This window comes from Arthrobacter sp. BK1, assembly GCF_056680055.1.
Genome location: NZ_CM155263.1, coordinates 4,204,249 through 4,227,265, shown reverse-complemented (window position 1 = coordinate 4,227,265; position 23,017 = coordinate 4,204,249). Strand labels below are relative to the sequence as shown.

Here is a 23,017-nt window from a genome sequence, read left to right as displayed (position 1 = left end):
CGCCGCAAGAGGCTCGACAACCACCGGTGGAAAGAGCATGCTGGCAATCGTAAGCGCTTCAGATGCTGCCTGGCAGCCAGGGACGGACAGCTGATGGGCAAAAATCCCGCAGAGAAAGTCGCCCGCCATGCCTACAAATATCGTGACCCAGCTGGCAGTCAAATCCCACGACACTCCGGATGAGAAGCGCCTTCCGGACAAGACTGAGGTGGACATCGTCAGCTTGGGCGACTACACAGTCGGCCGCTTCACCTTCCACCCCGGGTGGCGCTGGTCCGACTGCATCAAACCCGTGGTCGGGACCGATTCGTGCCAGAACAACCATGTGGGTTATTGCGTGTCCGGAGCGCTCAGCGTCGAGACCACGGACGGCAGCCGCATCGGCATCACGGCCGGCAATTCCTACACCATTCCGCCCGGACACGACGCCTGGGTGGACGGGGACCAGCCCTTCGTGGGCATTGAATTCCTCAGCGCGGCGGAATTTGCGAAGGCCCCGGGAACCTGACGGACCGCCTCCGCGGCCGGGCGTCAGTACCAGTTGTTGGCAACCGAGTGACTCCAGGCACCGCACGGAGACTTGTACCTGTCCGCGATGTAGGCCAGGCCCCAGTCCACCTGCGTCCTGTAGCTGGTGAGCCAGTCGCTCCCGGCAGAGCTCAACTTGCCGGGCGGCAGCGCCTGGGGGATGCCGTACGCGCCCGAATAGGGGTTGGTGGCTGTGGTCAGCCAGTTGGACTCCTTGGTCCAGAGCTGGGCGAGGCACTGGAACTGGTCCTGGCCCCAGCCGTAGGCGGACAGCCGCCCGGAGGCGTAGCTCTTCGCCCCGGCCGGATCGTTCACAGCTCCGCCCGGCACAGACGGCACGACGACGGCGGGAGGCGGAGCCGGCGTCGGGCTCGGAACGGGCGCCGGTGCAGCCGCCGGTGGCGCGGCAGGTGCCACCGGCACAGGGTTCACCGGCGCAGGGTTCACCGGTTTCTGGACAGCTGCCAGGGCAGCCGCCTTGGCCGCCGCCTCCGCCTGCTGCCGCGCCTGCGCGGCAGCAGCGGCACGCTTGGCTGCCTGGGCATTCTCATAGGCGGCGAGGGCCGCCTGGCCCTGCCGGAATTCACCTTCCACAGCCGCCGTTGACCCCTTGAGGGATGCCAGCTGAGCAGTGAGCTCCTGACCGTGGTCGTGTTGTTCCTTAATCTGCCGGGACATGGCTTCCTGGGCTGCCTGGGCGGAGTCGAGCTTGCTCTTCGCTTCCGCTGACAGCCGCTCACGCTCTGCCCGGGCCGCTTTCTCCTGGTCAGCGAGGGCTTGGGACACCCGCTCGGCAGCGGACGCCTTGCTGACCAGGTCGGCGGTCTTGTCACTGACAATCCGGACGATGTTGAGGCCCTGGATGCTGTTGGTCTGCACGGCGTCCAGGGCCACGAAGAAGCCCATGTTGGTGCCGCCGGTCTTATACGACTGGGCCGCCAGGGCTCCGATTTCCTTTTTGTGCTGTGCCAGTCCGGCGGTGGCGCGGGCGGTCCGGGCGGTCAGTTCGTCCAATCTTGAGCTGGCTGCCTGGAGGGCTGTCTCCGCGACGGCGTACTCGGCCGCGGAGGTGACCGCAGCTGTCCCCAATTCTTCGGCCCTGCTCTGAAGCCCGCCCAGAAGGTCATTGATTTTAGCCACCTCCGCGGCTTTCCCGGCCTCGCTTTGCTTGGCGTTCTCCACGTCCTGCCATGACGGATAACCGGCGGGCGGTGCGTCGTCCCCAGCGTGTGCCGGCAGCATTGATAACGAGGCGGCAAAGGCCAGCGCCAAGGTTCCTGCAATGACAGGCAGCCTCACTTTATGGAGAAAACGCGACATAGTTTGTGAGCCTACCCGGCATATACGGCATTCCGCCCCTGACCTGCAACATCGTTACGGTCAGGTGTCCAAGCGGGCGCAGAAGCGAGGCACTTCTACCGCTTACATTCCGTTACCGGAATGTGACATTGCCGTCGAACAGAGGTTATGGTCGTCCGGTGCCCCGGTTAAAAGCCGGGACATTCCCGTCAGTATGCCGAGCCCTGCCGCTGAACCGGGACCCCAGTCGCTTTCAACTGGCAGGGACGGGGGAACCACGTTTCCACGGCTTCGAAGGAAGCCTTGGGGTTAAGTCGATACCGCTCCGTCCTTGACGGAGGCGTTGCCGGCCGGGTGTCTCCGACCCGAACCCGACAGCTCACCCCGCAGGCATGGGAGAGGCAATCAACCATGTCAAAGAACACCACTTCCGCACGCCATCGTGCCGTTGCAAACCGCTCTATTGTGCTGACGGGCCTGTCTTCGACAGCTAAAGCACACGCCCGCACCATCGGCAGGCCAACCCTCATCGCTGTGGCCGCGTCCGGCATGCTCTTCGGTGCCGGAACTGCAGCCCAGGCCGGCGTCCAGGGCCCGGACGCGTCCGGGACCACCAACGTCCAAGGACAGGTCAGCGCGCCGGCGGCTGCCCCGGCCGCTGCTCCCGCAGCAGCCGCAGCCAACGTCCACACCGTCGTATCGGGCGACACGCTGGGCGCAATTTCCGCCGCCTACGGCGTCACCCTCAACGACGTACTGGCCGCCAATGGCCTGTCAATCGCGGCCATTATCTACCCCGGCGACCAGATCCAGATTCCGGGCGCCGGCTACGCCGCACCGGCACCTGCCCAGGCAGTCGCTGCCCCGGCCGCTCCGACCAACACCGGCATCCGGCTGGCCTCCACCGCGGCACCCGCCGCTCCTGCAGCCCCGGCTCCGTCCGGTGCCGCAGGCTCCGCGATCCTGGCGTCCGCCTACTCGCAGGTGGGAATCCAGCAGGATTGCACCGCCATGGTGGAGAAAGCCCTGCGTTCGGTCGGCAAGAGCGTGGGAGACCTGGCCCCGGGCCAGTTCTTCCAGTACGGCAGCGTGGTGGGTGCACCGGCCGCCGGTGACCTCGTCATCACGGCCGGCCACGTGGGCGTTTACGCCGGCAACGGCCAGGTTGTCAGCGGCGGCGTGGACGGTTACAAGACCGAAGTCCACTCCATCAGCTGGCTCACGGGAGCGTCGTTCGTCCGCGTAGCGTGATCCCGGCCGGAACCGACGGCGGCGGGGCAGCCGCAAGCCGCCCCGCCGCCGTCGTCCGCTGTTTCCTGCGCTCAGGTCCCGCAGAAAGTCCGGTAGCTCCCGAAGTCATCCGGAGCGGGGCCGGCATAGCGATCCAGGCCCGGCCGCTCCGTGTAGGGGTCGGCCAGCACATCCACCAAACGGTTGAAAGGGCCCATGTCTCCGCCTGTAGCGGCGGCAAGGGCTTCCTCAACCAGGTGGTTCCGGGGGATGAATGCCGGGTTGGTCCGGTCCATGGCCTCCGCCTCAGGAGCCAGGGCGCGCCAGCGTTCAGCCCATGCCTCGAACGGCCCCGGGTCCACGAAGTGGGCACGGGCATCTTCAGTGGTCCCACGGGCTGCTGAACTGAGGCTCCGGAAGAACGAGGTGTAATCCACGTCCCCTTTCTCCAACATGGCCAGCAGGTCCACTGCCAGCGACGACGCCACATCATTGCTTGCGGCCGCGCCCAGCCCCAGTTTGGCCTTCATCCCGTCCAGCCACGCGGCGCTGTACTCCATGCGGAAGGCGCCGAGGGACTCCACGGCCAGAGCAACAGCCTGTTCCTGATCCTCATGAAGCAGGGGCAGCAACGCCTCGGCGAGCCGGGTGAGGTTCCATTCAGCGATCAGCGGCTGGTTGGCGTAGGCATAGCGTCCACCCTGATCGATCGAGCTGTAGACGGCGCCGGGGTTGAAGGCGTCCATAAACGCGCACGGACCGTAATCGATGGTTTCGCCGGAGATCGCCATGTTGTCCGTATTCATTACACCGTGAACAAACCCCACCAGCATCCACCGGGCCACCAGCGTCGCCTGGGCAACTATCACCGCGTCGAAAAAGGCCACATAAGGCTGTATGGCCTTCGCCGCATCCGGATAATGGCGGCCGATCGCATGGTCAGCAAGGCGGCGGAGGAGGTCCGTGTCTCCATTGACCCTGGCGAACTGGAAAGTCCCCACACGCAGATGACTGCCCGCGACCCGGGTGAGTACAGCGCCGGGCAGCATCGTTTCGCGGCGGACCGGCCGCCCTGTCCCGACGACGGCGAGTGACCGCGTCGTGGGGATGCCCATCGCGTGCATGGACTCGCTGACGAGGTATTCGCGCAGCATCGGACCGACGACGGCCAGGCCGTCTCCGGCGCGGGCGAACGGTGTGCGGCCGGAGCCTTTGAGATGGACGTCGCGGAGGCGCCCGTGGACGTCCGTGACTTCCCCGAGGAGCAGCGCCCGCCCGTCGCCGAGAATCGGCGAATAGCCGCCGAACTGGTGCCCGGCATACGCCTGGGCAACCGGCGTGGCACCTTCCGGGATCAGGTTGCCGATCAGCTGGCGTATCCCTTCGGGGGTCCGCAGCTCAGCCGGGCTCAGGCCCAGCTCTGCAGCCAACCGCTCGTTCAGGACCAGGAGTTGCGGGTCCGGGGCCTCCTCGGCCTGCCAGGGAACGGCCAGCTCTTCGAAATCACGGGCGAAGCGGCCCTCGAAGGTGAGCGTGGTTGTGGCTGCGGCTCTCATCTTTCAAGACTACCCGCGGGGCGTGCGTCCGCTGCCTTCAGTGCCAAAATCCGCCGTCTCCGCTCCGGTGTGCGGCGCCTGCCCCTAGGGCAGGGCTACCTGCGACCATGGCCATCCCGTCGGCTGAGGTGGAGCCGACTCTCAGACGTGCTGCTTGAACCAGGCCAGCGTGTCGTTCCAGGCCGCGGTGGCCTGTGCCTCGTTGTAGCGCTCGCCGGTGTCGTTGTGGAAAGCGTGGTCGACGCCGGGATACACGGTGAGCTGGTACTTGATGTTGTTTGCTGCCAGGGCATCGCGGAGGGCGGGCATGGCCCCGGTGATCCGCTGGTCGCGTTCAGCATAGATGCCGAACACCGCTGCCTTGATTGACGGAACCTTGGCCAGGTCAGGGGCGGGCCCATAGAACGCAGCGGTGGCTTTAAGGCCAGGCAACTCGGTTGCCGCCTGCCAGGTGATGCCGCCGCCGAAGCAGTAGCCGTTCATGGCAATCCGGTCCGGGTCCACAAAATCCTGCCCTTGGAGGTACTCAAAGGCCGCCCCGAAGTCGGCAACGTGTCGTGGGGCTCCGGCACTGGTGAGGGCTCCGGAGACTGCGTCGGAGTCGAGGCTGGCAGTGCCGCCTTCCCTGCTCAGCAGGTCGAGGGCCAACGCCGCATAGCCGGCCTTGGCGAAGCGCCGCGCAACATCCTGGATATGCGGTGTGAGCCCGCGGTTCTCATGGCAGATCATCACCGCGGGGCCAGACTGTCCTGATTCCGGCCGGGCGAGATAGCCACTGATGTCGGTGCCTCCGGAGGCGAAGGTGACGGTCGCCCTCGTGACCCCCGCAGCACCCTCCGGTACGGAGAGGGGGCTTTTCGCCCCAGGAACCGCACTTCCGGTGGCGGCGCTGCCCGCCGCGGAGGAAGACGGGCGGTCTGAGCTCGGCATCGGGTCGCTGCCGGAGGGAACTTCCTCCGGGGTGCAGCCCACAAGCAGCATGGCCGCAGATGCTGCGGCCATGCTTCCCATGATGAACGCGACCCTGCGGGTGAATGTGCCGTGGGACATCTCCCCGGCGCGGTAATCGTCGAAGAATTCCTCGATCAGATACCGTTCAAACTTTCCAAGCTCGATCACCACAGGCCTCCTCGACTGAGGCGATTATCCTCCTCCTCTGGCGGCGGTCCTGCAAGGGTCGGTCAGCCTCTGCTGCGCCTAGAACTGTTCCGCCGGGATAGTGAAGCCGAGGTCAAGGAGTCCGCGGCCGGCCTGTTCCAGGATCGGATCCATGGTCAGCGCGGCATGGTTCAGCAGGACGTTGACATCGCGCTGGATGCGCTGCAGGGGGTGCGACAGCCGGTGGACGCTGCCGCCAGACCCCGTAAGGATGAGCCGGACGGCCTCGGCTGACGCCGCGCCGCTCAGACCGAGGGAGAGCCGGTACCGGGCCCGTTCCCCGTCGGTGAAGGTAACGGGCCGGCGCCGATAGGAGCCGGAGACCACACGGACGGCTTCGTCCCAGTGCAACCGAGCGGTGGCGACCTGGCCGTATGCCTGCGCAAAGCGGGCCTGGGCGAGGGGGGAATCTGCCTGGCGCGCCTGAACTGTCTGTTTGACTTTGCGGACCATCATCAGCTCGCGGAACACCTCGATGGCGTGCTCGGCAGCGCCCAGGGCGGCCGCGGGGGCCACCATGTTCAGGAACGTGGCCATCGGGATGTGGATGTTCGGGTCCGGGTGGATGCCGCTGCCGGGGTTGTCCGCTGAGGCCAGGAGGTCCCAGGCCAGTGCCCGGTGCGCGGGGACAAAAAGCCCTTCCGCCCTGAGGTCATTGCTTCCAGTCCCCCGCAGGCCCGCCGTGTGCCACACGTCCAGCAGCTCAAGGTCAGCCACCGGGACCAGGAACTGCATCCGGGTATCGCCATGCTGCGCAGCCAGGAGAGCCCATTCGGAGTGCATCACGCCGGAGGCAAAGCTCCAGCGGCCCGAGACCGTGTAGCCGCCGGGAACTTCCGTGGCTTGACCCGGAGGCGCTCCCGTGGCGGCCGCCAAGGGAGCCGGCCCGTTGGCAAAGACTTCGTCCTGGGCCTGTTGGGGCCAACGTGCCAGCATCCACACGTGCTCCACCAGGTGCCCCACGCTCCATGCGGTGGAGACACAACCCTGCGCCAGCCGGCGTACCACCTGGACGTAGGTTTCCAGGCCCATGCCGAATCCACCAAGAGCCTTCGGCGCGAGCATCTGGAAGACACCCGCTTCCTTCAGTTCCGTCATGGTGGCCTCCGGGACCTGCCGGATTTGCTCGGTCTCTTCGGCGCGCTCCCTCAGCCGCGGAACGAGGGCATCCACCCGGGCCAACAGCTCATCATGGGTGGGGACCTGGGCGCTTACGGGTGCAGAAGTGGGAACTTTACCGGGCAAGTCAGCCGGAAGCTCGATGGTGTGGGCTGTGTGGTTCCTTTTTGCGGCAAGGTAGCGGTGGTTGGCCGCCGAAAGGTGGACCCCGGTGGGAACCTGTTCCATGACATCGATGCCGAGGGCTGCCAGCTGGCCCACTTTGTCCGGGTTGTTGGTGAGGAGGCTGATGCGGCCCGCGCCGAGCGCGCCGAGCATCTGGGCTGCAGCGCTGTAATCGCGTTCATCCTCGCCGCGGCCCAGCGCGACGTTCGCCTCGTACGTGTCCAGGCCCCGATCCTGCAAGGCGTAAGCGTCAAGCTTGGAATACAGCCCGATACCGCGCCCTTCCTGGCGGAGGTACAGCAGGAAGCCCCCGACGGCGGAAATCTCCCCGACTGCCTCGCGCAGCTGCGGCCCGCAGTCACAGCGCTCGCTGCCGAAGACATCACCGGTGAGGCATTCGCTGTGGAGCCTGACCAGCGGCGGCTTGCCTGCCGGCCCCTGGTTGAGGAGCGTCTGTTCCCATTCGCCGAGAGCGAGCAGCAGGTGCTCCTGGCCATCGGCCAGCCCGTGGAATGTCATCACCTCGGCCGTGGCCGTGAAGCCATCGGGGAAACGCAGCGGGACTGTGACCTGGCTGCGCACTGTGGCCGGTTGTTCGTAGGGACGCACCATGGTCTCGGACAAAACGGTCATCACAGCTCCTCGGGAAGCACGGTACGCGGGTGACAGGCTAAACGTTCTCAGGAACGGCGCCAAAGCCAACAGTGTTAGTTGAATATTAAAGTAATCGTACAGGGCATTAGTTCATGATGCAAGCGATTCTGACCCCTAGAAACTTCATACTTGAAGTAAATGACTACAATGAACCTATGGACCATGCCGATGAGCCACGCTGGCTGAGCAACGATGAACGCGATGTCTGGCTAACGCTTGTGGGCGTCATGATGAAGCTCCCCGCCGCGCTGGACGCCCAACTGCAGCGTGATGCCGGGCTGAGCCACTTCGAATACATGGTCCTGGCAGGACTGTCCGAAGCGCCGTCCCGCACGCGCAGGATGAGCGACCTCGCCGGTTTCACCGAGTCCGGCCTTCCCCGCCTGTCCCAGGTAGTGGGCCGCCTGGAAAAGCGTGGCTGGGTCAGCCGTTCCACCGATCCTTCCGACGGTCGGATCACGCTCGCCACCCTCACTGACAAGGGCTGGCAGAAGATCATCCAGACAGCTCCGGGGCATGTGGAGGCCGTCCGCAACCTCGTGTTCGATCCCCTGACCAAGGCGCAGTCCCGCCAGCTGGGCAGCATCGGCAAACGGATCATGACCGCCATCGACCCCGCGGACCGGTGCCTGCAGAGCGGGGCACCGGAGTCAACGGGCACAGCGTGAACGGCGCAGGCACCGACGGATGGTGAGAGCGGCTGCCCCGGCAGCCAGGATTCCGGTGGCCAGCCGCCTCGGGTTCTGCACGCCGGGGCGTTTGTAGAACGCCATCACGTCCATGAGGAGTTGACCGGTACCGCCGCCGCGGCTCATCATCCGCCAACGGATCAATCTGGAAACCGCGGACCTGGCCGGGCCGCAACAGCAGCTGTACTTCGCCGGCGCCCGGCTGCTCGAGGTCTTTCCCCTGTTGAATCTCGTAGGCAACATATCCCTCGGTGTTGGCGCGATGTCCTACGCCGGCCAGTTCAACTCCATGGTGATTGCCGACGGCGACGGCTACCCCGACCTCAACGAGTTCACCAGCGCTGCCCGGACAGAGCTGCGGTTACTCCTGGCCGCAGCGGCCTAAGCTGGTCCCGTGACTCCGACGCCCTCCCCAAGCCCCCTAGACGTCATCATCCATTCAGGGCCGGCCGACTGGTGGGTGATCCTGGCCGGACTCGGGCCCCTCGCCGTCCTGATAGCGGCTCTCCTTGCCTTCTATATCAACTGGCGGACACTGAAACAGCGGACCACCGCCGATAAGACCACCCTCGAACAGAAGCGCGAGGCAGACGCCCAGGCCCTGCAACAGAAGACCGAGGCGGACAGCCGGGCTGAATGGTGGCGCCGGACCCAGTGGGCTTTGGACCGTGCGCTGGACGAGGATGAAGGAACCAAGGCCCTTGGCCTGGCGACCCTGGACGTACTGGCCCGCAGTGAGCTGGCACGCAAGGAGGAACTCGAGCTTTTCGACATTGCCTGGAAAAACGTCTCCGGTGACGAAAACGGGGAACCCGATGGCGCCGTCGTCACAGCGGACGTCGGGGAAGTGGAGGACGTGAACGAAACCGCTGCCGGGGCGGGAAACGCCGGCGGGTTCCCCGCCGCTGCCGTGGACTCCGGCGCATACATGGGCGACAATGGAACGACACATGAGGACGAGGCCAAGGAGGTTGGACCATGAGTGCAGGCACATCTGAACACCGCTACATCCATACCCCCCGGAATGCCTCCCCCGCGCCGGCCAAGAAGGCCTCCCCGGCCGAGCATCGCGTTCAAGTGGCCGCCGCGCGGTTGCGCGTGACCCTTGACGAGCGTCTTGGGCGCGAAACGCCGGCCAAGACCAAGGCCCTGGCCAAGGAACCCATTTAGCTCTCCTTCCCCGGTAGACGGATTCCCCGGTATACGGAGCCTCGCAGACCTGAGATTCCGGGTGTGGAGGCCGACGGCGGGAATGATCAGTGGAACATGGCAGGCGGGGCCTCCGCTCCAACCTGACAGCCCTACTGCAAGGCCACGGCCACGATGACCGCGTTGATCAGGAGATTCAGCACCAGCCACCGGTGGAAGCAGAGTGCGGTGAGCACCAGGGTTATCACCGCACCGGTAACCGCGGCTGCCGGCGCCCACGAGGCGCCGGCCGCCACCGCAATGCCCGCGGCAACGACTGCGGCGGCGGCACCCGCTGCGAAGGCCACGCTGACCCGCCGGGCCGCCTTTTCCAGACCAAGCCGGGCAGCGATCCAGGGGCGGCGGGGATCGAAGGGAGCCTTGGCCGGATCAAAGGGCGTACACCACAGGCCCACGTGAACCAGCCCGTGGGCCACCAGGAACAGCACCACAATCCACGTCATGCCGCACCTCCCACGCTCCGGTCAAAACAGCGCAGATCAGTGCAGGAGCCACGATCCGTCCGATGGGGGCTCCGGATGATGCCGCCGGAGTTTCCGGATCAGAATGATGAAAGGCCAGGCCACCAGTTGCACGAGGCCTGCTGTGATCAGCAGACCAACGAAGAGGAGCAGGACCGGCGAGTAGATGAGAAATACAGCAACAACGGCGGCAATGTATCCGCCGATCAATGCGCTGAGCGTGCCGGCATCCATTGAAATCCCACGTCCTGTCAATTGTCGAAATGGATCTTAACCGGGTGCGCGTTCCCGGCAGTGGCAATGATTTCCGTGGCGAGATCGCGGATGCTGACGTCGCGGGTCCGCGAGGCCCGGAAAAGCCATTCGAGCGCGACGTCCTGGCTGCAGTGTTCCTGCCCGATGATCACACCAACAGCGATATCAATCGGCGGGCGTGCAGCCATCACTGCCCTGAGATTTTGCTCGGTCTCCCGCAGGGTGGCGATCCGAAGGACAAGGCGCAATCCCTTCGACGCATCAGCAGCCAGGGCATGCGCACTGGCGATGGCGTCCCTGCCGAACCCGTGGGGCCGCAGGCTGTAGAAGCTCAAGGCAGCACCGGCCTCGCCTTCCAGCTGAACAGGCAGTGCCAGGACTGACAGCACCTTCTCACGCCTGGCCGCGTCGATGAAGCTCGGCCAGCGTTCTTCGGATCTCAGATCCGTGACAAGGACCATCGCCTCGTCCAGGGCTGCCGACAGGCCCGGCCCCTCGCGGTAACGGGTTTGGACGTCTTCCAGGCTCCGTGTGGATTCTTCGGAGCCGCCCGTTTGGGGAATGCCGGAAGGTCGGAGCACTGTAATTCCGCAGGACACATCCCCTGAGACATAGGCCTGCTGCCCGGCGCAGAAAGACGCAAGGTCTCTGAGGAAGCCGGAGAGACCCGGACAATTCAGCACGAGGTCCTCGACGTGCCTGGTTATATCGGCGGCTGGATACGTAAGGGGAACTCGGGCAGCCATGGGCAACCTTCCGGATGCTGGGATCCAAGCCCAGTCTGAAACTGGTGTCCGCGTTCTGCCTAACGGTCTCTCCAGCCTACTCTTCTGCCACAGCCGTGAGGAAGGACGCGCCCACTCTTGCTGCCGCGGACGGCTCAGGTCAGGTGCCGCCGTTTGGGGAAGGCGATCCGGTCCAGATCTTTTGCCGCCACCACCACCGCGTCACCGGCACGGGAACGGGCCTGGCCGGCGAGCGCGGCGACGTCGTCGCCATAGCGCGACGAGAAGTGTGTGAGAACAAGCGTGCCGACGGCGGCGCTGCCCGCCAACTCCCCCGCCTGTCCGGCGGTGAGGTGCCGGTACTCCCTCGCGAGGTCGGCGTCGTCGTCGCTGAAGGTGGACTCCGCCACCAGGAGATCGACGCCGTCGGCCAGTTCCTCCGCCCCGGCACAGGGTGCCGTGTCCATGACGAAAGCGAATCCCTGCCCGGGACGGTGAACGCTGACGTCCTCAAGCCGGACGCCGGCGAAGCTGCCATCGCGTTGGAGACGCCCGACGTCGGGCCCGAAGATCCCGGAAGTTTTCAGCCGTTCAGGCACGAGGCTCCGGCCCTCGGGTTCGGTCAGCCGGTAGCCATAGGTCTCGATGCGGTGGTTCAGAGCCCGGACCTCCAGGCCGGTTGCGACCGCTCCGGCGCCGCCATGAGGGTGCAGCCTCAGGTCGATCCCGGGCGTGGCGATGGCCACGAGCGCGCGGATCATCTCCTCCCCCGAGGAGGGGTAGTGCAGGTGGACCTGGTGGGCCACGCCGTCCAGGGCCATCCGCGACAGCACACCCGGCAGTCCATAGCAGTGGTACCCGTGGACGTGGGTGAGGCAGATCCGCGTGATCTGCGTGGCCGAAACACCGGCATGGATCATCTGGCGCTGGGTCCCCTCGCCCGGATCAAACAGGATGCCCTCACCATCGAACCGCAGCAGGTAGCCGTTGTGGTTGCGGGTCCGGGTCGGAACCTGGGAGGCTGTGCCGAGCACCACCAGTTCACGCATGGAACTGAGTCTCCCACCCGTGTGCCGCTTCCTTCCAGTCCGCCGGTCCGCTGGATGGCTTACACCTTTCCTAACGCAGGTACAAGGGACCATCGCCCGGTCATGGGGCATACCCTGACTGCTACATTGGCACAGCCAAGGCAACGCCGGCTTGGCAGCAGCCGGTCCATTCCGGAAGGACGCACCATGCTCTCTGATACTTCCCGCCCCGTCATCCAGGCAACGCTGCCTGCGGTCGGCGCAAACATTGAAGAAATCGCCAAACGGTTCTACAAACATATGTTCGAGGCGCGGCCGGACCTGCTCGACGGCCTCTTCAACCGGGGAAACCAGGCGGACGGCCGGCAGCAGCAGGCACTGGCCGGGTCGATCGCTGCATTCGCCACCCTCCTGCTGGAAAAACCGGATCAGCTGCCTGACCATCTGCTGTCGCGCGTAGCGCACAAACACGTCTCGCTCGGCCTGGCCCCGGACCAGTACCAGATCGTCCATGAGCACCTGTTCTGGGCGATCGTCGATGTGCTGGGGGATGCAGTGACACCGGAGGTGGCGGCCGCCTGGGACGAGGTCTACTGGCTGATGGGCAACCTGCTGATCAACCAGGAACGCGGACTCTATAACGCTGTCCACCTCTCACCGGAAACCATCTGGCGTACCTGGCGCGTGGCCGAGCGCATTCAGGAGACGGACGACGTCGTCACTTTCGTCGTGGAGCGGACCGACGAACGGGAAGTGAAGCCGTCCCTGCCGGGACAGTACGTGACCCTCAAGATGCTCATGAAGGACGGCGTGCACCAGCCACGGCAGTACAGCCTCACGCGGGCCGACGACGGCCAGCACCGTCATTTCGCCGTCAAAAGGGTACACGGGCTCAGCACTCCCGACGGCGAGATGTCCAACCTGCTGCACAACGACGTCAAGGTGGGCGACGAGGTGGTGCTGTCCGCTCCGTTCGGCGACGTGGTGCTGGAATACACCGACCGGCCGGTGGTTATGGCGAGCGCCGGCATCGGCATCACTCCCATGGCCGGCATGCTCTCGCACCTCGTCAAAGCCGGGTCCCAGCGCCAGGTGATGCTCCTGCACGCCGATGACAGTGAGGACTCGTTTCCGCTCCGCAAGCAGGTCAGCGAGGACATCAGCACACTGCCCGAGGGCTCCATGCACAGCTGGTTCCTCAATCCATCCGGTGGCGGGGACGCGGGCGGCTCCACGTTCACAGGGTTCATGGATATCAATACGGTGGAACTGCCCATCGATGCCGAGTACTACCTCTGCGGCCCGCTGCCGTTCCTGCAGGCGGTGCGGAGCGATCTCATCGCCAAGGGGACCCGTCCCAGGGACATCCAGTACGAAGTGTTCGGACCGGACCTCTGGCTGGCCGACTACCAGTAACTGCGACGACGGCGTGCGGCCACCTTCTGAAGCCGGCTGGGGATAGTCTCAGAATGCGACAGGAGGAACATGATGGCTGCAGTAATTCTTGGTTGGAACCCGGACCGGTGGACAGGGTGGAACTACCGCGCCGTCGTCGAGGAGGTGGCAGAGTCGGGCCAGCACCTGGAACGGTGGAGTGTTGGCCGCCGCCGGAACATCAGGCCCGGGACAGAGGCCTGGCTCGTCCTGCTGGGCGCCAGCGACGCGGGCCGTGGACTGATCGGCCACGGAACAGTGGTCTCTGAAACCTTCGAATCCGGACATTCCGGTGCGCCGCCGGCCTCCGAGAGGTACGTCAGCGTCAGCTTCGATGCGCTGCTCCCGCTCGGTGAGCAGATCCAGCCGGACAACCTCGCGGCCGCCGTCCCCGGAATGCGGTGGCATGGCAGCAACCGGCGCTCCGGAACGTCGGTCCCGCCGTCCTCGGAGCCTGGTTTACGTCAGCTCTGGCAGGAACAGGGACCAGGCGCGGTGGACCCCGCCTGCCTGGTTCCCGGCACCTACCCCCGGGAGGCGGTGAGCCGGGTGGAGGTCAACCGCTATGAGCGGGATCCGGCTGCCCGCCGGGTGTGCCTGGCCTTCCACGGGACGTCGTGTGCGGCGTGCGGCTTTTCCTTCGAAGCCGCATATGGCGCGATGGGAGAGGGTTTCGTCCACGTCCACCACACGGTGCCGGCATCCTTGCTGGGACGCGGTTACCAGCTGGACCCGGTCACGGACCTCGTGCCGCTGTGCGCCAACTGCCACGCCATCGCCCACCGTGGCGTCAGCACCCCGCGGACAGTTTCGGAACTCCGAAGCATCATCGGAGCGTCGGGCCATGTGCGGGGAGAAACTCTCGGTGAGCATGCCCTCGAAGCCCAGGCGGATGCGCGGCGCATCCTCGAGGCACACCATGAATGACGGCCAAGTACGGCTGACTATTGCCCTGCGGGTGTGGTCCCGAACATCAGGGTACGTCGCCGGACGTCGTAGTACACGGTCGCCGAACGTTTGAGGAGGCTCTGGAGGACCTCGGCATCGTCGGCATCGAGGGTGAGGAACTCTTCCCACGCACCCTGGTCAAGGACCAGCTGCAGGGTCCAGGTGCCTTCCTCTCCGGGGTCCCCGGCCACCCAGCTGAACTGGTAGTGATTGACCTGGCGAACCTGGATGCTGTCATCGGTCAATGGTTGTTTTGGTGTGGGGCTCATGGTCCCCTCCTGGAAATGTGATGGGCAGGCCCGCGGCATAAGCCTTACACCAATGTAGACCCGGTGTGCGGCTTGATCCAGACCTGAGCAGTACACTCAAAGCAACCTCTGGAGATGAGCCCATGACCTTCTTTCAGGACCTCCCCGAACCGCCGGAACGTCCGCGTCCTCCACGTCATGTCATGCCGGAATGGCTTGGACCACCGCCAAACGAACTTCCCGGCGTTATCCATGTGGGACAGTTCCTCCACCGCTCCCCGGGGTTCGTCATCGCCGTCAAGTGCGCAGAGGTCTACTCGAACGGTTGCGCCGTGGACGTCGTCTGGTGCGTCCGGCGGACCAACGAAAGCGATAGGGAATGGGCTGCCGGGAACGCGCGTTTCTTCCGGCAGCCGCCACCCGGTCCGGGCTATGCCGAAGACCTTGAATCTGCGCTGCTCTTTGGGGCCGAATTTCCCGACGGCCGGAAGACCACGTCCACGCACATCCGGCCCGGCATGTTTGATGGCAGCGAAACCATTACCGGGCCGGTCCTGGTGGCCAACGGCCAAGGGGGCAGCGGGAACGACGATGAACTGACCGGAGCGGCCCGGCTATGGCTGTGGCCGCTGCCGGCCGGCGGCGATCTGCGTTTGGTGGCCCAGTGGAAGGAAGCCGGAATGCCGGAACAATCGGTCCTGCTTGACGGCGGGCAGATTGCCGCCGCAGCACTGCTGGCCCAGAAGTACTAGTCAGGCGCGCGGCCGCATGATCGGCGGGTTAAGTACAGCCGGGGCCGGCTGACCGGCAGCCGGGCGGGACGCACTGGCCAGCCGGAAGAGAGCAGCGGGGCGGCCAGTCTCACCCGTGGTCATCCGCCCGGTGTCCTCCAGGAAACCTGGAGTTCCTGTGGCCTTGCGGTGGAAATTCCGAGGATCCAGGCGTGTTCCCCACACGGCCTCATACACTGCCCGGAGCTGGGCGACGGTGAACTCCTCTCCACAAAAGGCCGCCCCCAGCGGTGAATATTCGAGCTTTGACTTCGCCCTTTCAAGGGCGTCCGTGAGGATCCGCTCATGGTCAAAGGCGAGCTTCAGCCCGCCTTCCAGTACTTGGTTGGCTGGGTACCACGCGGCGTGCTCGGCGTCACTGCCTGCGGACAGGACGGGAAAGTTCGGTGCGAGCAGCAGGTGGGCCACTGTGAGCACGTCCCCGCGCGGGTCCCGCCCTTCCGGACCATAGCTGCCCAACTGCTCCAGGTGGCCAGGGACATCCTCGACGCCGGTTTCCTCCGCCAGTTCGCGGCTCGCCGCGGACACCAGGTCCTCGCCGGGCAGCACGAAGCCGCCCGGCAGCGCGAGCAGTCCACGGAATGGCTCAAAGAGGCGGGTGACCAGGAGAACGTTCAGGACATCATCAAGCACCGTGAGGGCGACGACGTCGACCGTCACCGGGAAGCACGCGGGCGCCGGGTGGGAAGCTGGCATGGATCCATCATAGGTATTTATCGTCACCTTGACAATAAGTCTCGACTGCCCTTAGCGTTTACTTATCGTCATTTTGACGACAATATCGACCATAGGAGCAACCATGGCCAGCATCAAGCGCTACCCCTGGATCAGCCACTTCCTCGGCAGTCCTACAGGCCACGTCGTCCACCTGCAGAAGGGCAAAGTCAGGCACCAGGGAGTAGGACAGGCCTTCTGGTTCCGGCCGGCGAATTCCGTCCTCAGCGAGGTACCCGTGGATGACCAGGAACTGCCCACGCTTTTTCACGCCATTACCCGGGACCACCAGGACGTGAGCGTTCAGGCCAACGTGACCTACCGCTTCATCGACCCGGTGTCTGTCTCCAGGCGGCTCGACTTCGGCCTCCAGCCGGCGGGTCCTGCGCAGGCGTCGGGGAAAGAGCAGGTGTCCACCATCATCGGCCAGCTGTGCCAGAGCCACGCGATCGACCAGATCGCCACCACCACTCTCGCCGAAGCGCTCGAGCGCGGAGTCAGCCAGCTGCGCAACATTCTCACCGCAGCCCTGCGCGCGGACACCCGGCTGCTGTCCACCGGCATCGAAATCCTCGCGGTGCAGGTCCTGGCCGTCCGGCCGGAGGCTGATGTCGAACGGGCACTGCAGACGCCGGCGCGGGAGCAGCTTCAGGCCGAAGCGGACCGGGCCGTGTACGAACGCCGGGCCGTCGCCGTCGAACGCGAACGGACTATTTCCGAGAATGAGATGGCGAGCCAGATCGAACTGGCAACCCGTCGGGAACACCTGGTCACGCAGGAAGGCGCCAATGCCAGGCGCCAGGCCGAGGAAAAGGCCGCAGCCGGGCTTATTGAGGCGAAGGCTTCATCCGAACGCAAGGGCATCAGCGCCGCTGCGGAAGCAAACCAGATCCGGCTGGTCGGCGAGGCGGATGCGGCGCGCGAAGCTGCAACCATGGAGGTCTACCAAGGCATGGAACAGGCCACCCTGCTTGCCCTGGCCCTCCGCGAAGCCGCCACCTCACTGCCGAGCATCGGGAACCTCACCATTACCCCTGACCTGCTCAGCGGAGCGCTCGCCGGGCTGTTCAGGGAGCCGGCAGCCGGTGCCGCTCCGGCCCGCTTCACAGCCGGGCCGGCCGACCGGTTCGAGAAGTAGGGGCCGGCTGTGCCCACCTCCCGCCTTGTCATCGTCCACCGGCGGACAGAGCTGCAGGAACTCCTGGATCGGCACGCCACCCGCGGCCAGGCCGAGTTCTTCCTGCGGACGCGCGGCCGCACCATCAAGGAGGTCCAGGAGCGCCACGACCGGCTTTCCGCTGCCCTCATGACAGTGCGCGCCGCAGTACCGTCCGATTGGCGTCACGCCGAGGTGGAGCGGGCGGACCTGAGCCGTTTCCTGCTTAGCGGGGATGACGTTGTCGCGGTAGTGGGCCAGGACGGGCTGGTGGCCAATGTGGCCAAGTACCTCAGCGGCCAGCCCGTCATCGGAATCGATCCGGAGCCGGGTGCGAATCCGGGCGTGCTGGTCCGGCATTCGCCCGGCTCGGCGGTGAAGCTGCTGCGTGCGGCGGGCACGGCCGGCCCGGAGGAGCGGTTTCCCTGCCACGAGCTGGCCACGGTGACCGCGCGGCTCGACGACGGGCAGGAGCTGTCCGGGCTCAACGAAGTGTTCATCGGGCACGCCTCGCACCAATCAGCCCGGTACCGGCTCACTGCCCCGGACGGCAGGAGCGAACGCCAGTCGTCGTCGGGCCTGATCGTTTCCACGGGCACCGGGGCTACCGGCTGGTGCGCGTCCATCGCCCTCGAACGCGGGGGCCGCGCGCTGCCTTCGCCCACGGATCCCCGGCTGGCGTGGTTCGTCCGCGAGGCATGGCCCTCCCCCATCACCGCAACCGCCTTGACCGAAGGTGTGCTGGAGGCCGGCGAAACACTCCGGATCAGCGTTGCATCCGACCAACTCGTAGTGTTCGGCGACGGAATGGAAGGCGATCGGCTGAACGCTACGTGGGGACAGGAAATCACCGTACGATTGGGCGAACGGCCGCTGCGGCTGGTGGGGTGAGGGGCGGTCAGTACAGGAAGACCGGGAGCCAGTCACGGTTGTGCGCGTGCACCAGGGCGAGGAACAGCACGAAGTCGAAAAGCAGGTGCACCGTCACGACGTAGGTGAAGGACTTTGTCAGTTTGAACGTGTACCCCTGCAGGAGCGCGAACGGAAACGTCAGCAGCGGACCCCAGGACTGGTAGCCGATTTCCCAGAGGAATGACGAGAAGACCACGGCTTGCAGGATATTGGCCAGCCAGTCGGGGAAGTGCCGCCGGAGCAGCGTGAACGTGGTGCAGATGAAGAACAGCTCGTCCCAGATGCCCACCGTGTTCACGCCGAGGAAGAGCCGCCAGAAGATGGTGGGGTCGGAGGCGTCCGGCCAGTTCTGGTAAACCCCGGTCCGGATCAGGTAGACCGGCAGGATCAGGTAGCCAAGTGCCACAACTGCCAGCAGGTACAACTTCGCAGCCACTGGCCATTTATGACCCGTGTTCACCGGGAACCTGATGATCTTCTCGCGGTAGACAAACCGGGACACCAGCCACGGCACGAGCACGGCCAAGGCCAGGACGCCGCCCATCAGGGTCATGTGCGTGATACTCAAGTCGGCGTTGAGGGGAACCAGGCTGATAAAGACCATTCCCGCCGCAATCAGCGCAAGGTGCCGCGTTAATTCACGGTCAACAAGTACGGCCGCGAAAAGGCTTGCGGCGAGCAGTCCGTAACCCCACATGTCATTTTCGACGCCGAACAGGAGCACCCCTGACGCGGAAAGCAGCCCCGCCGGCACCAGCTTCCACGTGAGGACTGTGCGGGGCGATTGCGTCGAGATCGATGTCACCACACCAGCATCCCAGTGCCGGCCGCCCCCGCGATAGCGTCCACGCCGCAGATCCACGTGCTGCCCGACTCCATTCCCCACGACGGCGACACTGCAGCACGCCGAGAGCCAGAGGCCCGCGCCCCTGGCTCCCGTCCGCATTGGGTTTCCCGTACACCACCAAGGGTCAGCGGTGTACCTCAACGACGTCGCTCTTCTTCCAATCGGACCAATGGGACCAGTCAGACCAGTGTCCGTCATCCTTCTTCACGCGGAACGAAACGAGATGGTAGACCTCTTCGTCGCCCCTGCGGTCAAGGTTGCGGACCCGGTCGACGCTGTGGACGGTCTTCTCTTCGTCATCATGGACTTTCACCGTGAAGTACGAGTGACCAAGGAAGTCGTCGCTGCGCCGCGGGCCACGCTCGTCTTCGTAGCGAAGCTGACGGATCTGGACCACCCTGTCGTCGTTGCATTCCACTTCGATCCTGAAGTCGACTCTGTTGCCCCGAAGATCGAGTGGATCCTCCGGCGTCACGGTACAGCCGCGAATGCGATCACGATCGCGATCGTGATCGTCATTCGCTTGTGCCGGGCCGGCAACGGCCATGGATCCAGCAAACAGACCCAACGAAAGGAATGGAACCAGGGCGATCTTTGCCCGGGTTGAACGGGCTTTCTTTGTTGGAGTGATGGACATTTTCTTGCTCCTGTAAGGGTGCGTTTCACCATTTTTTTAGGCAGCATGAGGCTGCCCGCGATTGAGCATGGCGCGACTGAGCATGTCGCGGATAATCTGTGACGCGGCCGCAGCCTGCGCGTCCCAATTTCAAACAGCACGCCCCGACTGAGCGGGGGGCTTGGCGCCGGATTCATTCTGAGTTTGTGATCCGGTCGTTTAATCCTGCGCCTGCGTATGGCCCGATACTAGGGCCCTGACTACCCTTTTTTGACGGATTACATGGAGCCTGTCAGTGGACATCCCGTGACCCTTCAGCCTGCGGGAGGCCCACAACCCGGAGGTACTTCCGCATAGCCACGGAATCTGAGAACATGCAGAAAGAGTCTCCAGACAAAGGGACAACCAGCAGCAGGGTCGGAACATTTCCCCTCACCGATATATCCCCTGGAAGATTCACATGGACCCTTTGACCTCTATTTACCTTGTCCTTACTGCGGCAGTACTTTGGGTCGCAATCACTTCAGGCATGCTCGCTCTTCTCGGCCGCGCTGAACGTCGCGCCGGAGTCAGATCGCCCCGCAAGACCGTTGCCGGCCCGCGGCGCCGGCACGGGAGCATGAGCCCACGGCGACGGAAAGTGCGCCACGGGCGTCCGCCCCGGCGGATGGCCCTGCGCCCCTGAGGACGGTCCGCCGCCGCAACAGGACCCGACGTGCCCGATCTGTAAATTCAGAGGGAAGTGTGATGATAAATCACGACGACGAACCCAGCCTTGACGGGGCCCCGCCCGGGCATGCGGTTATCCCGGTGGCGCAGCCGGCCCAGCCTGCTATCCGGGCAGCCGGCCGCGACCGCTACCTGGACACATTGCGCGCTGTGGCCCTGGCACGAGTGGTTGCGTTCCACAGCTTCTCGGGCGCTGTCTGGCTGAGCCTGGTGTTCCCCTCAATGGGTGTCATGTTCGCACTGGCCGGCTCCCTCATGGCACGTTCGCTGGACCGGCCCGCCGCCGGGGTCCTTAAAAGCCGCACCAGAAGGCTGCTGCTGCCGCTCTGGGCCTACGCCATCATTGTGCTGGGCTTTCTGTTTGCCGCTGGCTGGCGTCCCTGGCAGGAGGAGGAGGGTTCGTGGCTGGACATTGCACTGTGGTTCTTCCCCATCGGGGTTCCCCCATACCCGGAAAACGCCGGGACGACGAGTTATCTGGCCGACTCCACCTGGGGTTTCCAGGCGGAAGAAATACTCTGGTATATCCGGGCCTACTTCTGGTTCATGCTGCTTTCGCCGCTTCTGCTAAAGGCGTTCCGACGGTTTCCCCGGGTCACCTTGTTGGCTCCCCTCATGCTTCTTGTAGCCCTGAACCAGGAAACCGCCGTACCACTGCCCGACTGGGCAAACAGCCCCGTGACCGACTTTGCCACCTACGGTTCGTGCTGGATCCTCGGCTTCGCTCACCACGAAGGTCTGCTGCGCAAGCTCCGGCTTCCAACCGTGATCGCCCTCGCGTTGGCGCTCATGGCACTCGGACTCTCCTGGGCGGCCAGCCATCTGGGTGAGGAAGGTTGGAACCTGAACGCTATCCCGCTGGCCCAGGCCCTCTGGTCCTTGGGGTTCTGCGCGGTTCTCCTGCGGCTGTCGCCTGTCTGGACGGCGCTCCCCGGTCCCATGAGAATCCTTGACGGCGTTGTGACGCTCATGAATAACCGGGCCATCACCATCTATCTGTGGCACAACCTGCTGCTTGTCGCCGCGGTCCCGCTGATTGACCTTGGCTGGGAAAACCCGACGCTCAGCGAGGCAATACCCTGGCTGCTGTCAAGCGACTGGCTGATGTTCCTGGTTGTCTGGCCCCTTCTGGGAATCACCATCCTGTGCTTGGGCTGGGTTGAAGATTTGGCCGCGGGGAGACCTCCCCGGATGTGGCCTTCAGGGTCCGGTACATTGGCGCCAAGGGTTCCCGATCAACGTCCTGCAGGATAGCGTCGCCAGTGGCAGGGCAAAGTATTGAAAGCCCGGAAGGCGCCGAGCCCACGACGCCCTTAAAAGGAGTGCTGACATGACGGATCCGACAGCCACATCCCCGGTCACTTCGCCGGTGTCTGCCCGCGCTTCCCGGCTGGCATCGATCCCCTCTTTCCAGCGGGTTAACGCTTACCTGCGGGATTCCGACACGCGCCGGAAGGGCCAGGCCGGCGGCTGTGATTTCACCTTCGGCAACCCGCACCAGATGCCGGCAGACCGCTACGTCAGCACGCTGCGGGAAGCACTGACTCCTCAGAATGATCAGTGGTTCGCTTACCAGACCAACGGCGAGGCGGCCCGTGAGGCTGCAGCGCAATCCCTTCAACGGCTGCTGGATGTGCCCTTCCGTGCGCAGGACATCTACCTCACCACCGGCGGGTTTGCTGCCATTGCCCTGGCGCTGAAGACCGTGGCCGATCCCGGCGATGAGATCATTTACAGCCTGCCGCCATGGTTCCTCTACGAGCCGTTGGTTCTTGAAGCCGGGCTCGTACCGGTGAAGGTGAAAATCGACACCACCACTTTCGACCTGGACCTCGGCGCGATCGAGGCCGCCATCACGGAGCGCACCAGGGCTGTGATCGTCAATTCGCCGAACAATCCCACTGGCAGGGTCTATCCACCGGAGCTGCTGCGCCGGCTGGCAGGGCTTCTGGAGGCGGCCTCAGCGAGGAACGGCCGGCGGATTTTCCTCATCTCGGACGAGGCCTACAACCGGATCGTGTTCGACGGCCTGCGGTTCCACAGCCCGGTGGAGTACTACCCCCATACGTTGCTGGCCTATTCCTACGGCAAGACCCACCTTTCGCCGGGTCAGCGGGTGGGGTATCTGGCGCTGCCGCCCACCATGCCGGACCGGGACGAGATGGAACCGGCCATCACCGGCCTGCAGGTGGCTATGGGCTGGGTGTATCCGAACGCCCTCCTCCAGCACGCGCTGCCCGAGCTGGAACAGTTCACCATCGACGTCGGCAAGCTGCAGCGTCGGCGGGACCGGCTGATCGATGTGCTGGGCAGCATGGGTTACCGCGTCGGGCGCCCGGAGGGCACGTTCTACCTCTACGTTCCCTCCCCGATTCCGGATGACGAGAAGTTCACCGAATCACTCGCCCGCCGGGATGTCTTCGTATTTCCCGGTGTGCTGTTCGAGACGCCGGGTTTCTTCCGGATCTCCCTCACGGCAAACGAGGAAATGATTGAACAAAGCCTGCCGGCGTTCGAGGCAGCGATCAAGGAAAGCCGCCCATGAT

At 65.0% G+C, this 23,017-nt stretch carries 25 protein-coding genes and 1 riboswitch; of the genes, 13 read left to right on the top strand and 12 right to left on the bottom strand.

Features of this window, described 5'->3' with window-relative positions:
• Positions 1–127 precede the first annotated feature (127 nt).
• Positions 128–508 carry a cupin domain-containing protein gene (locus AC1MCA_RS19390; RefSeq protein ID WP_479799962.1) on the top strand — a complete coding sequence of 127 codons (381 nt, stop codon included), beginning with the start codon at positions 128–130 and terminating at the stop codon, positions 506–508.
• A gap of 23 nt (positions 509–531) precedes the next feature.
• On the opposite strand, the gene AC1MCA_RS19385 is transcribed toward AC1MCA_RS19390, so the two are convergent.
• Positions 532–1,668, bottom strand: coding sequence for a coiled-coil domain-containing protein (locus AC1MCA_RS19385; protein ID WP_479799961.1), 1,137 nt, complete (start codon positions 1,666–1,668; stop codon positions 532–534).
• Between the two features lie 377 nt (positions 1,669–2,045).
• Positions 2,046–2,235: riboswitch (cyclic di-AMP (ydaO/yuaA leader) on the top strand.
• Between the two features lie 3 nt (positions 2,236–2,238).
• Here AC1MCA_RS19385 and AC1MCA_RS19380 point away from each other — a divergent pair.
• Positions 2,239–3,078: a LysM peptidoglycan-binding domain-containing protein gene (locus AC1MCA_RS19380; RefSeq protein WP_479799960.1), complete on the top strand. Its 840-nt coding sequence runs from the start codon at positions 2,239–2,241 to the stop codon at positions 3,076–3,078.
• A gap of 71 nt (positions 3,079–3,149) precedes the next feature.
• Here AC1MCA_RS19380 and AC1MCA_RS19375 read toward each other — a convergent pair whose 3' ends face one another.
• The 3 genes from AC1MCA_RS19375 to ribA all read right to left on the bottom strand — a co-directional run bounded on the left by AC1MCA_RS19375 (position 3,150) and on the right by ribA (position 7,688).
• Positions 3,150–4,613 (bottom strand): protein adenylyltransferase SelO, encoded by a 1,464-nt coding sequence (locus AC1MCA_RS19375; RefSeq protein ID WP_479799959.1) that lies wholly within the window; start codon positions 4,611–4,613, stop codon positions 3,150–3,152.
• A 141-nt stretch (positions 4,614–4,754) separates the two neighbouring features.
• Positions 4,755–5,732, bottom strand: a complete 978-nt coding sequence (locus tag AC1MCA_RS19370; RefSeq protein WP_479799956.1) for a dienelactone hydrolase family protein — start codon at positions 5,730–5,732, stop codon at positions 4,755–4,757.
• 78 nt (positions 5,733–5,810) lie between these two features.
• Positions 5,811–7,688, bottom strand: coding sequence for a GTP cyclohydrolase II RibA (gene ribA, locus AC1MCA_RS19365; protein ID WP_479799953.1), 1,878 nt, complete (start codon positions 7,686–7,688; stop codon positions 5,811–5,813).
• Positions 7,689–7,864: 176 nt separating this feature from the next.
• Between ribA and AC1MCA_RS19360 the strand changes: the two genes are divergently transcribed.
• From AC1MCA_RS19360 to AC1MCA_RS19345, 4 genes are all read left to right on the top strand, one after another.
• Entirely contained in the window at positions 7,865–8,377 is a 513-nt protein-coding gene (locus AC1MCA_RS19360; protein WP_479799951.1) for a MarR family winged helix-turn-helix transcriptional regulator, read from the top strand.
• A 145-nt stretch (positions 8,378–8,522) separates the two neighbouring features.
• Positions 8,523–8,783, top strand: coding sequence for a WS/DGAT domain-containing protein (locus AC1MCA_RS19355; protein WP_479803468.1), 261 nt, complete (start codon positions 8,523–8,525; stop codon positions 8,781–8,783).
• Positions 8,784–8,792: 9 nt separating this feature from the next.
• Entirely contained in the window at positions 8,793–9,380 is a 588-nt protein-coding gene (locus AC1MCA_RS19350; RefSeq protein WP_479799949.1) for a hypothetical protein, read from the top strand.
• Positions 9,377–9,568, top strand: a complete 192-nt coding sequence (locus AC1MCA_RS19345) for a hypothetical protein (RefSeq protein ID WP_108600503.1) — start codon at positions 9,377–9,379, stop codon at positions 9,566–9,568. The genes AC1MCA_RS19350 and AC1MCA_RS19345 overlap by 4 nt, the downstream gene beginning before the upstream one ends.
• Before the next feature lie 131 nt (positions 9,569–9,699).
• Here AC1MCA_RS19345 and AC1MCA_RS19340 read toward each other — a convergent pair whose 3' ends face one another.
• From AC1MCA_RS19340 to AC1MCA_RS19325, 4 genes are all read right to left on the bottom strand, one after another.
• On the bottom strand, positions 9,700–10,050 hold the full coding sequence (locus AC1MCA_RS19340) for a hypothetical protein (protein WP_479799945.1): 351 nt from the start codon (positions 10,048–10,050) through the stop codon (positions 9,700–9,702).
• 36 nt (positions 10,051–10,086) lie between these two features.
• Positions 10,087–10,302 carry a hypothetical protein gene (locus AC1MCA_RS19335; protein WP_479799943.1) on the bottom strand — a complete coding sequence of 72 codons (216 nt, stop codon included), beginning with the start codon at positions 10,300–10,302 and terminating at the stop codon, positions 10,087–10,089.
• A 17-nt stretch (positions 10,303–10,319) separates the two neighbouring features.
• Positions 10,320–10,904, bottom strand: coding sequence for a GAF and ANTAR domain-containing protein (locus AC1MCA_RS19330; RefSeq protein WP_479799942.1), 585 nt, complete (start codon positions 10,902–10,904; stop codon positions 10,320–10,322).
• A 299-nt stretch (positions 10,905–11,203) separates the two neighbouring features.
• The gene (locus tag AC1MCA_RS19325; protein WP_479799941.1) at positions 11,204–12,097 is read right to left on the bottom strand and encodes a ribonuclease Z; all 894 of its coding nucleotides are present in this window, start codon (positions 12,095–12,097) and stop codon (positions 11,204–11,206) included.
• Between the two features lie 186 nt (positions 12,098–12,283).
• Here AC1MCA_RS19325 and AC1MCA_RS19320 point away from each other — a divergent pair, with 186 nt between their 5' ends.
• A complete protein-coding gene (locus tag AC1MCA_RS19320; protein ID WP_479799939.1) occupies positions 12,284–13,492 on the top strand; it encodes a globin domain-containing protein in 1,209 nt (402 codons plus the stop codon).
• 69 nt (positions 13,493–13,561) lie between these two features.
• Positions 13,562–14,437, top strand: a complete 876-nt coding sequence (locus tag AC1MCA_RS19315) for an HNH endonuclease (protein WP_479799937.1) — start codon at positions 13,562–13,564, stop codon at positions 14,435–14,437.
• Between the two features lie 17 nt (positions 14,438–14,454).
• On the opposite strand, the gene AC1MCA_RS19310 is transcribed toward AC1MCA_RS19315, so the two are convergent.
• Positions 14,455–14,727 carry a hypothetical protein gene (locus tag AC1MCA_RS19310; RefSeq protein ID WP_108597205.1) on the bottom strand — a complete coding sequence of 91 codons (273 nt, stop codon included), beginning with the start codon at positions 14,725–14,727 and terminating at the stop codon, positions 14,455–14,457.
• Positions 14,728–14,849: 122 nt separating this feature from the next.
• Here AC1MCA_RS19310 and AC1MCA_RS19305 point away from each other — a divergent pair, with 122 nt between their 5' ends.
• The gene (locus AC1MCA_RS19305; RefSeq protein ID WP_479799934.1) at positions 14,850–15,458 is read left to right on the top strand and encodes a hypothetical protein; all 609 of its coding nucleotides are present in this window, start codon (positions 14,850–14,852) and stop codon (positions 15,456–15,458) included.
• Here the strand turns inward: AC1MCA_RS19305 and AC1MCA_RS19300 are convergent, their stop codons facing one another.
• Entirely contained in the window at positions 15,459–16,193 is a 735-nt protein-coding gene (locus AC1MCA_RS19300) for an NUDIX hydrolase (RefSeq protein WP_479799933.1), read from the bottom strand.
• A gap of 103 nt (positions 16,194–16,296) precedes the next feature.
• Here AC1MCA_RS19300 and AC1MCA_RS19295 point away from each other — a divergent pair, with 103 nt between their 5' ends.
• Both AC1MCA_RS19295 and AC1MCA_RS19290 read left to right on the top strand, forming a co-directional pair.
• Entirely contained in the window at positions 16,297–17,349 is a 1,053-nt protein-coding gene (locus AC1MCA_RS19295; RefSeq protein WP_479799931.1) for an SPFH domain-containing protein, read from the top strand.
• A gap of 9 nt (positions 17,350–17,358) precedes the next feature.
• Positions 17,359–18,258: a diacylglycerol kinase catalytic domain-containing protein gene (locus tag AC1MCA_RS19290; RefSeq protein WP_479799930.1), complete on the top strand. Its 900-nt coding sequence runs from the start codon at positions 17,359–17,361 to the stop codon at positions 18,256–18,258.
• Between the two features lie 7 nt (positions 18,259–18,265).
• On the opposite strand, the gene AC1MCA_RS19285 is transcribed toward AC1MCA_RS19290, so the two are convergent.
• Both AC1MCA_RS19285 and AC1MCA_RS19280 read right to left on the bottom strand, forming a co-directional pair.
• On the bottom strand, positions 18,266–19,084 hold the full coding sequence (locus AC1MCA_RS19285) for a CPBP family intramembrane glutamic endopeptidase (RefSeq protein WP_479799928.1): 819 nt from the start codon (positions 19,082–19,084) through the stop codon (positions 18,266–18,268).
• A 166-nt stretch (positions 19,085–19,250) separates the two neighbouring features.
• Positions 19,251–19,763 carry a hypothetical protein gene (locus AC1MCA_RS19280; RefSeq protein ID WP_479799927.1) on the bottom strand — a complete coding sequence of 171 codons (513 nt, stop codon included), beginning with the start codon at positions 19,761–19,763 and terminating at the stop codon, positions 19,251–19,253.
• 726 nt (positions 19,764–20,489) lie between these two features.
• Here AC1MCA_RS19280 and AC1MCA_RS19275 point away from each other — a divergent pair.
• Positions 20,490–21,725, top strand: a complete 1,236-nt coding sequence (locus AC1MCA_RS19275; protein WP_479799925.1) for an acyltransferase family protein — start codon at positions 20,490–20,492, stop codon at positions 21,723–21,725.
• A 76-nt stretch (positions 21,726–21,801) separates the two neighbouring features.
• Positions 21,802–23,016, top strand: coding sequence for an aminotransferase class I/II-fold pyridoxal phosphate-dependent enzyme (locus tag AC1MCA_RS19270; RefSeq protein WP_479799924.1), 1,215 nt, complete (start codon positions 21,802–21,804; stop codon positions 23,014–23,016).
• Position 23,017: the final 1 nt, after the last annotated feature.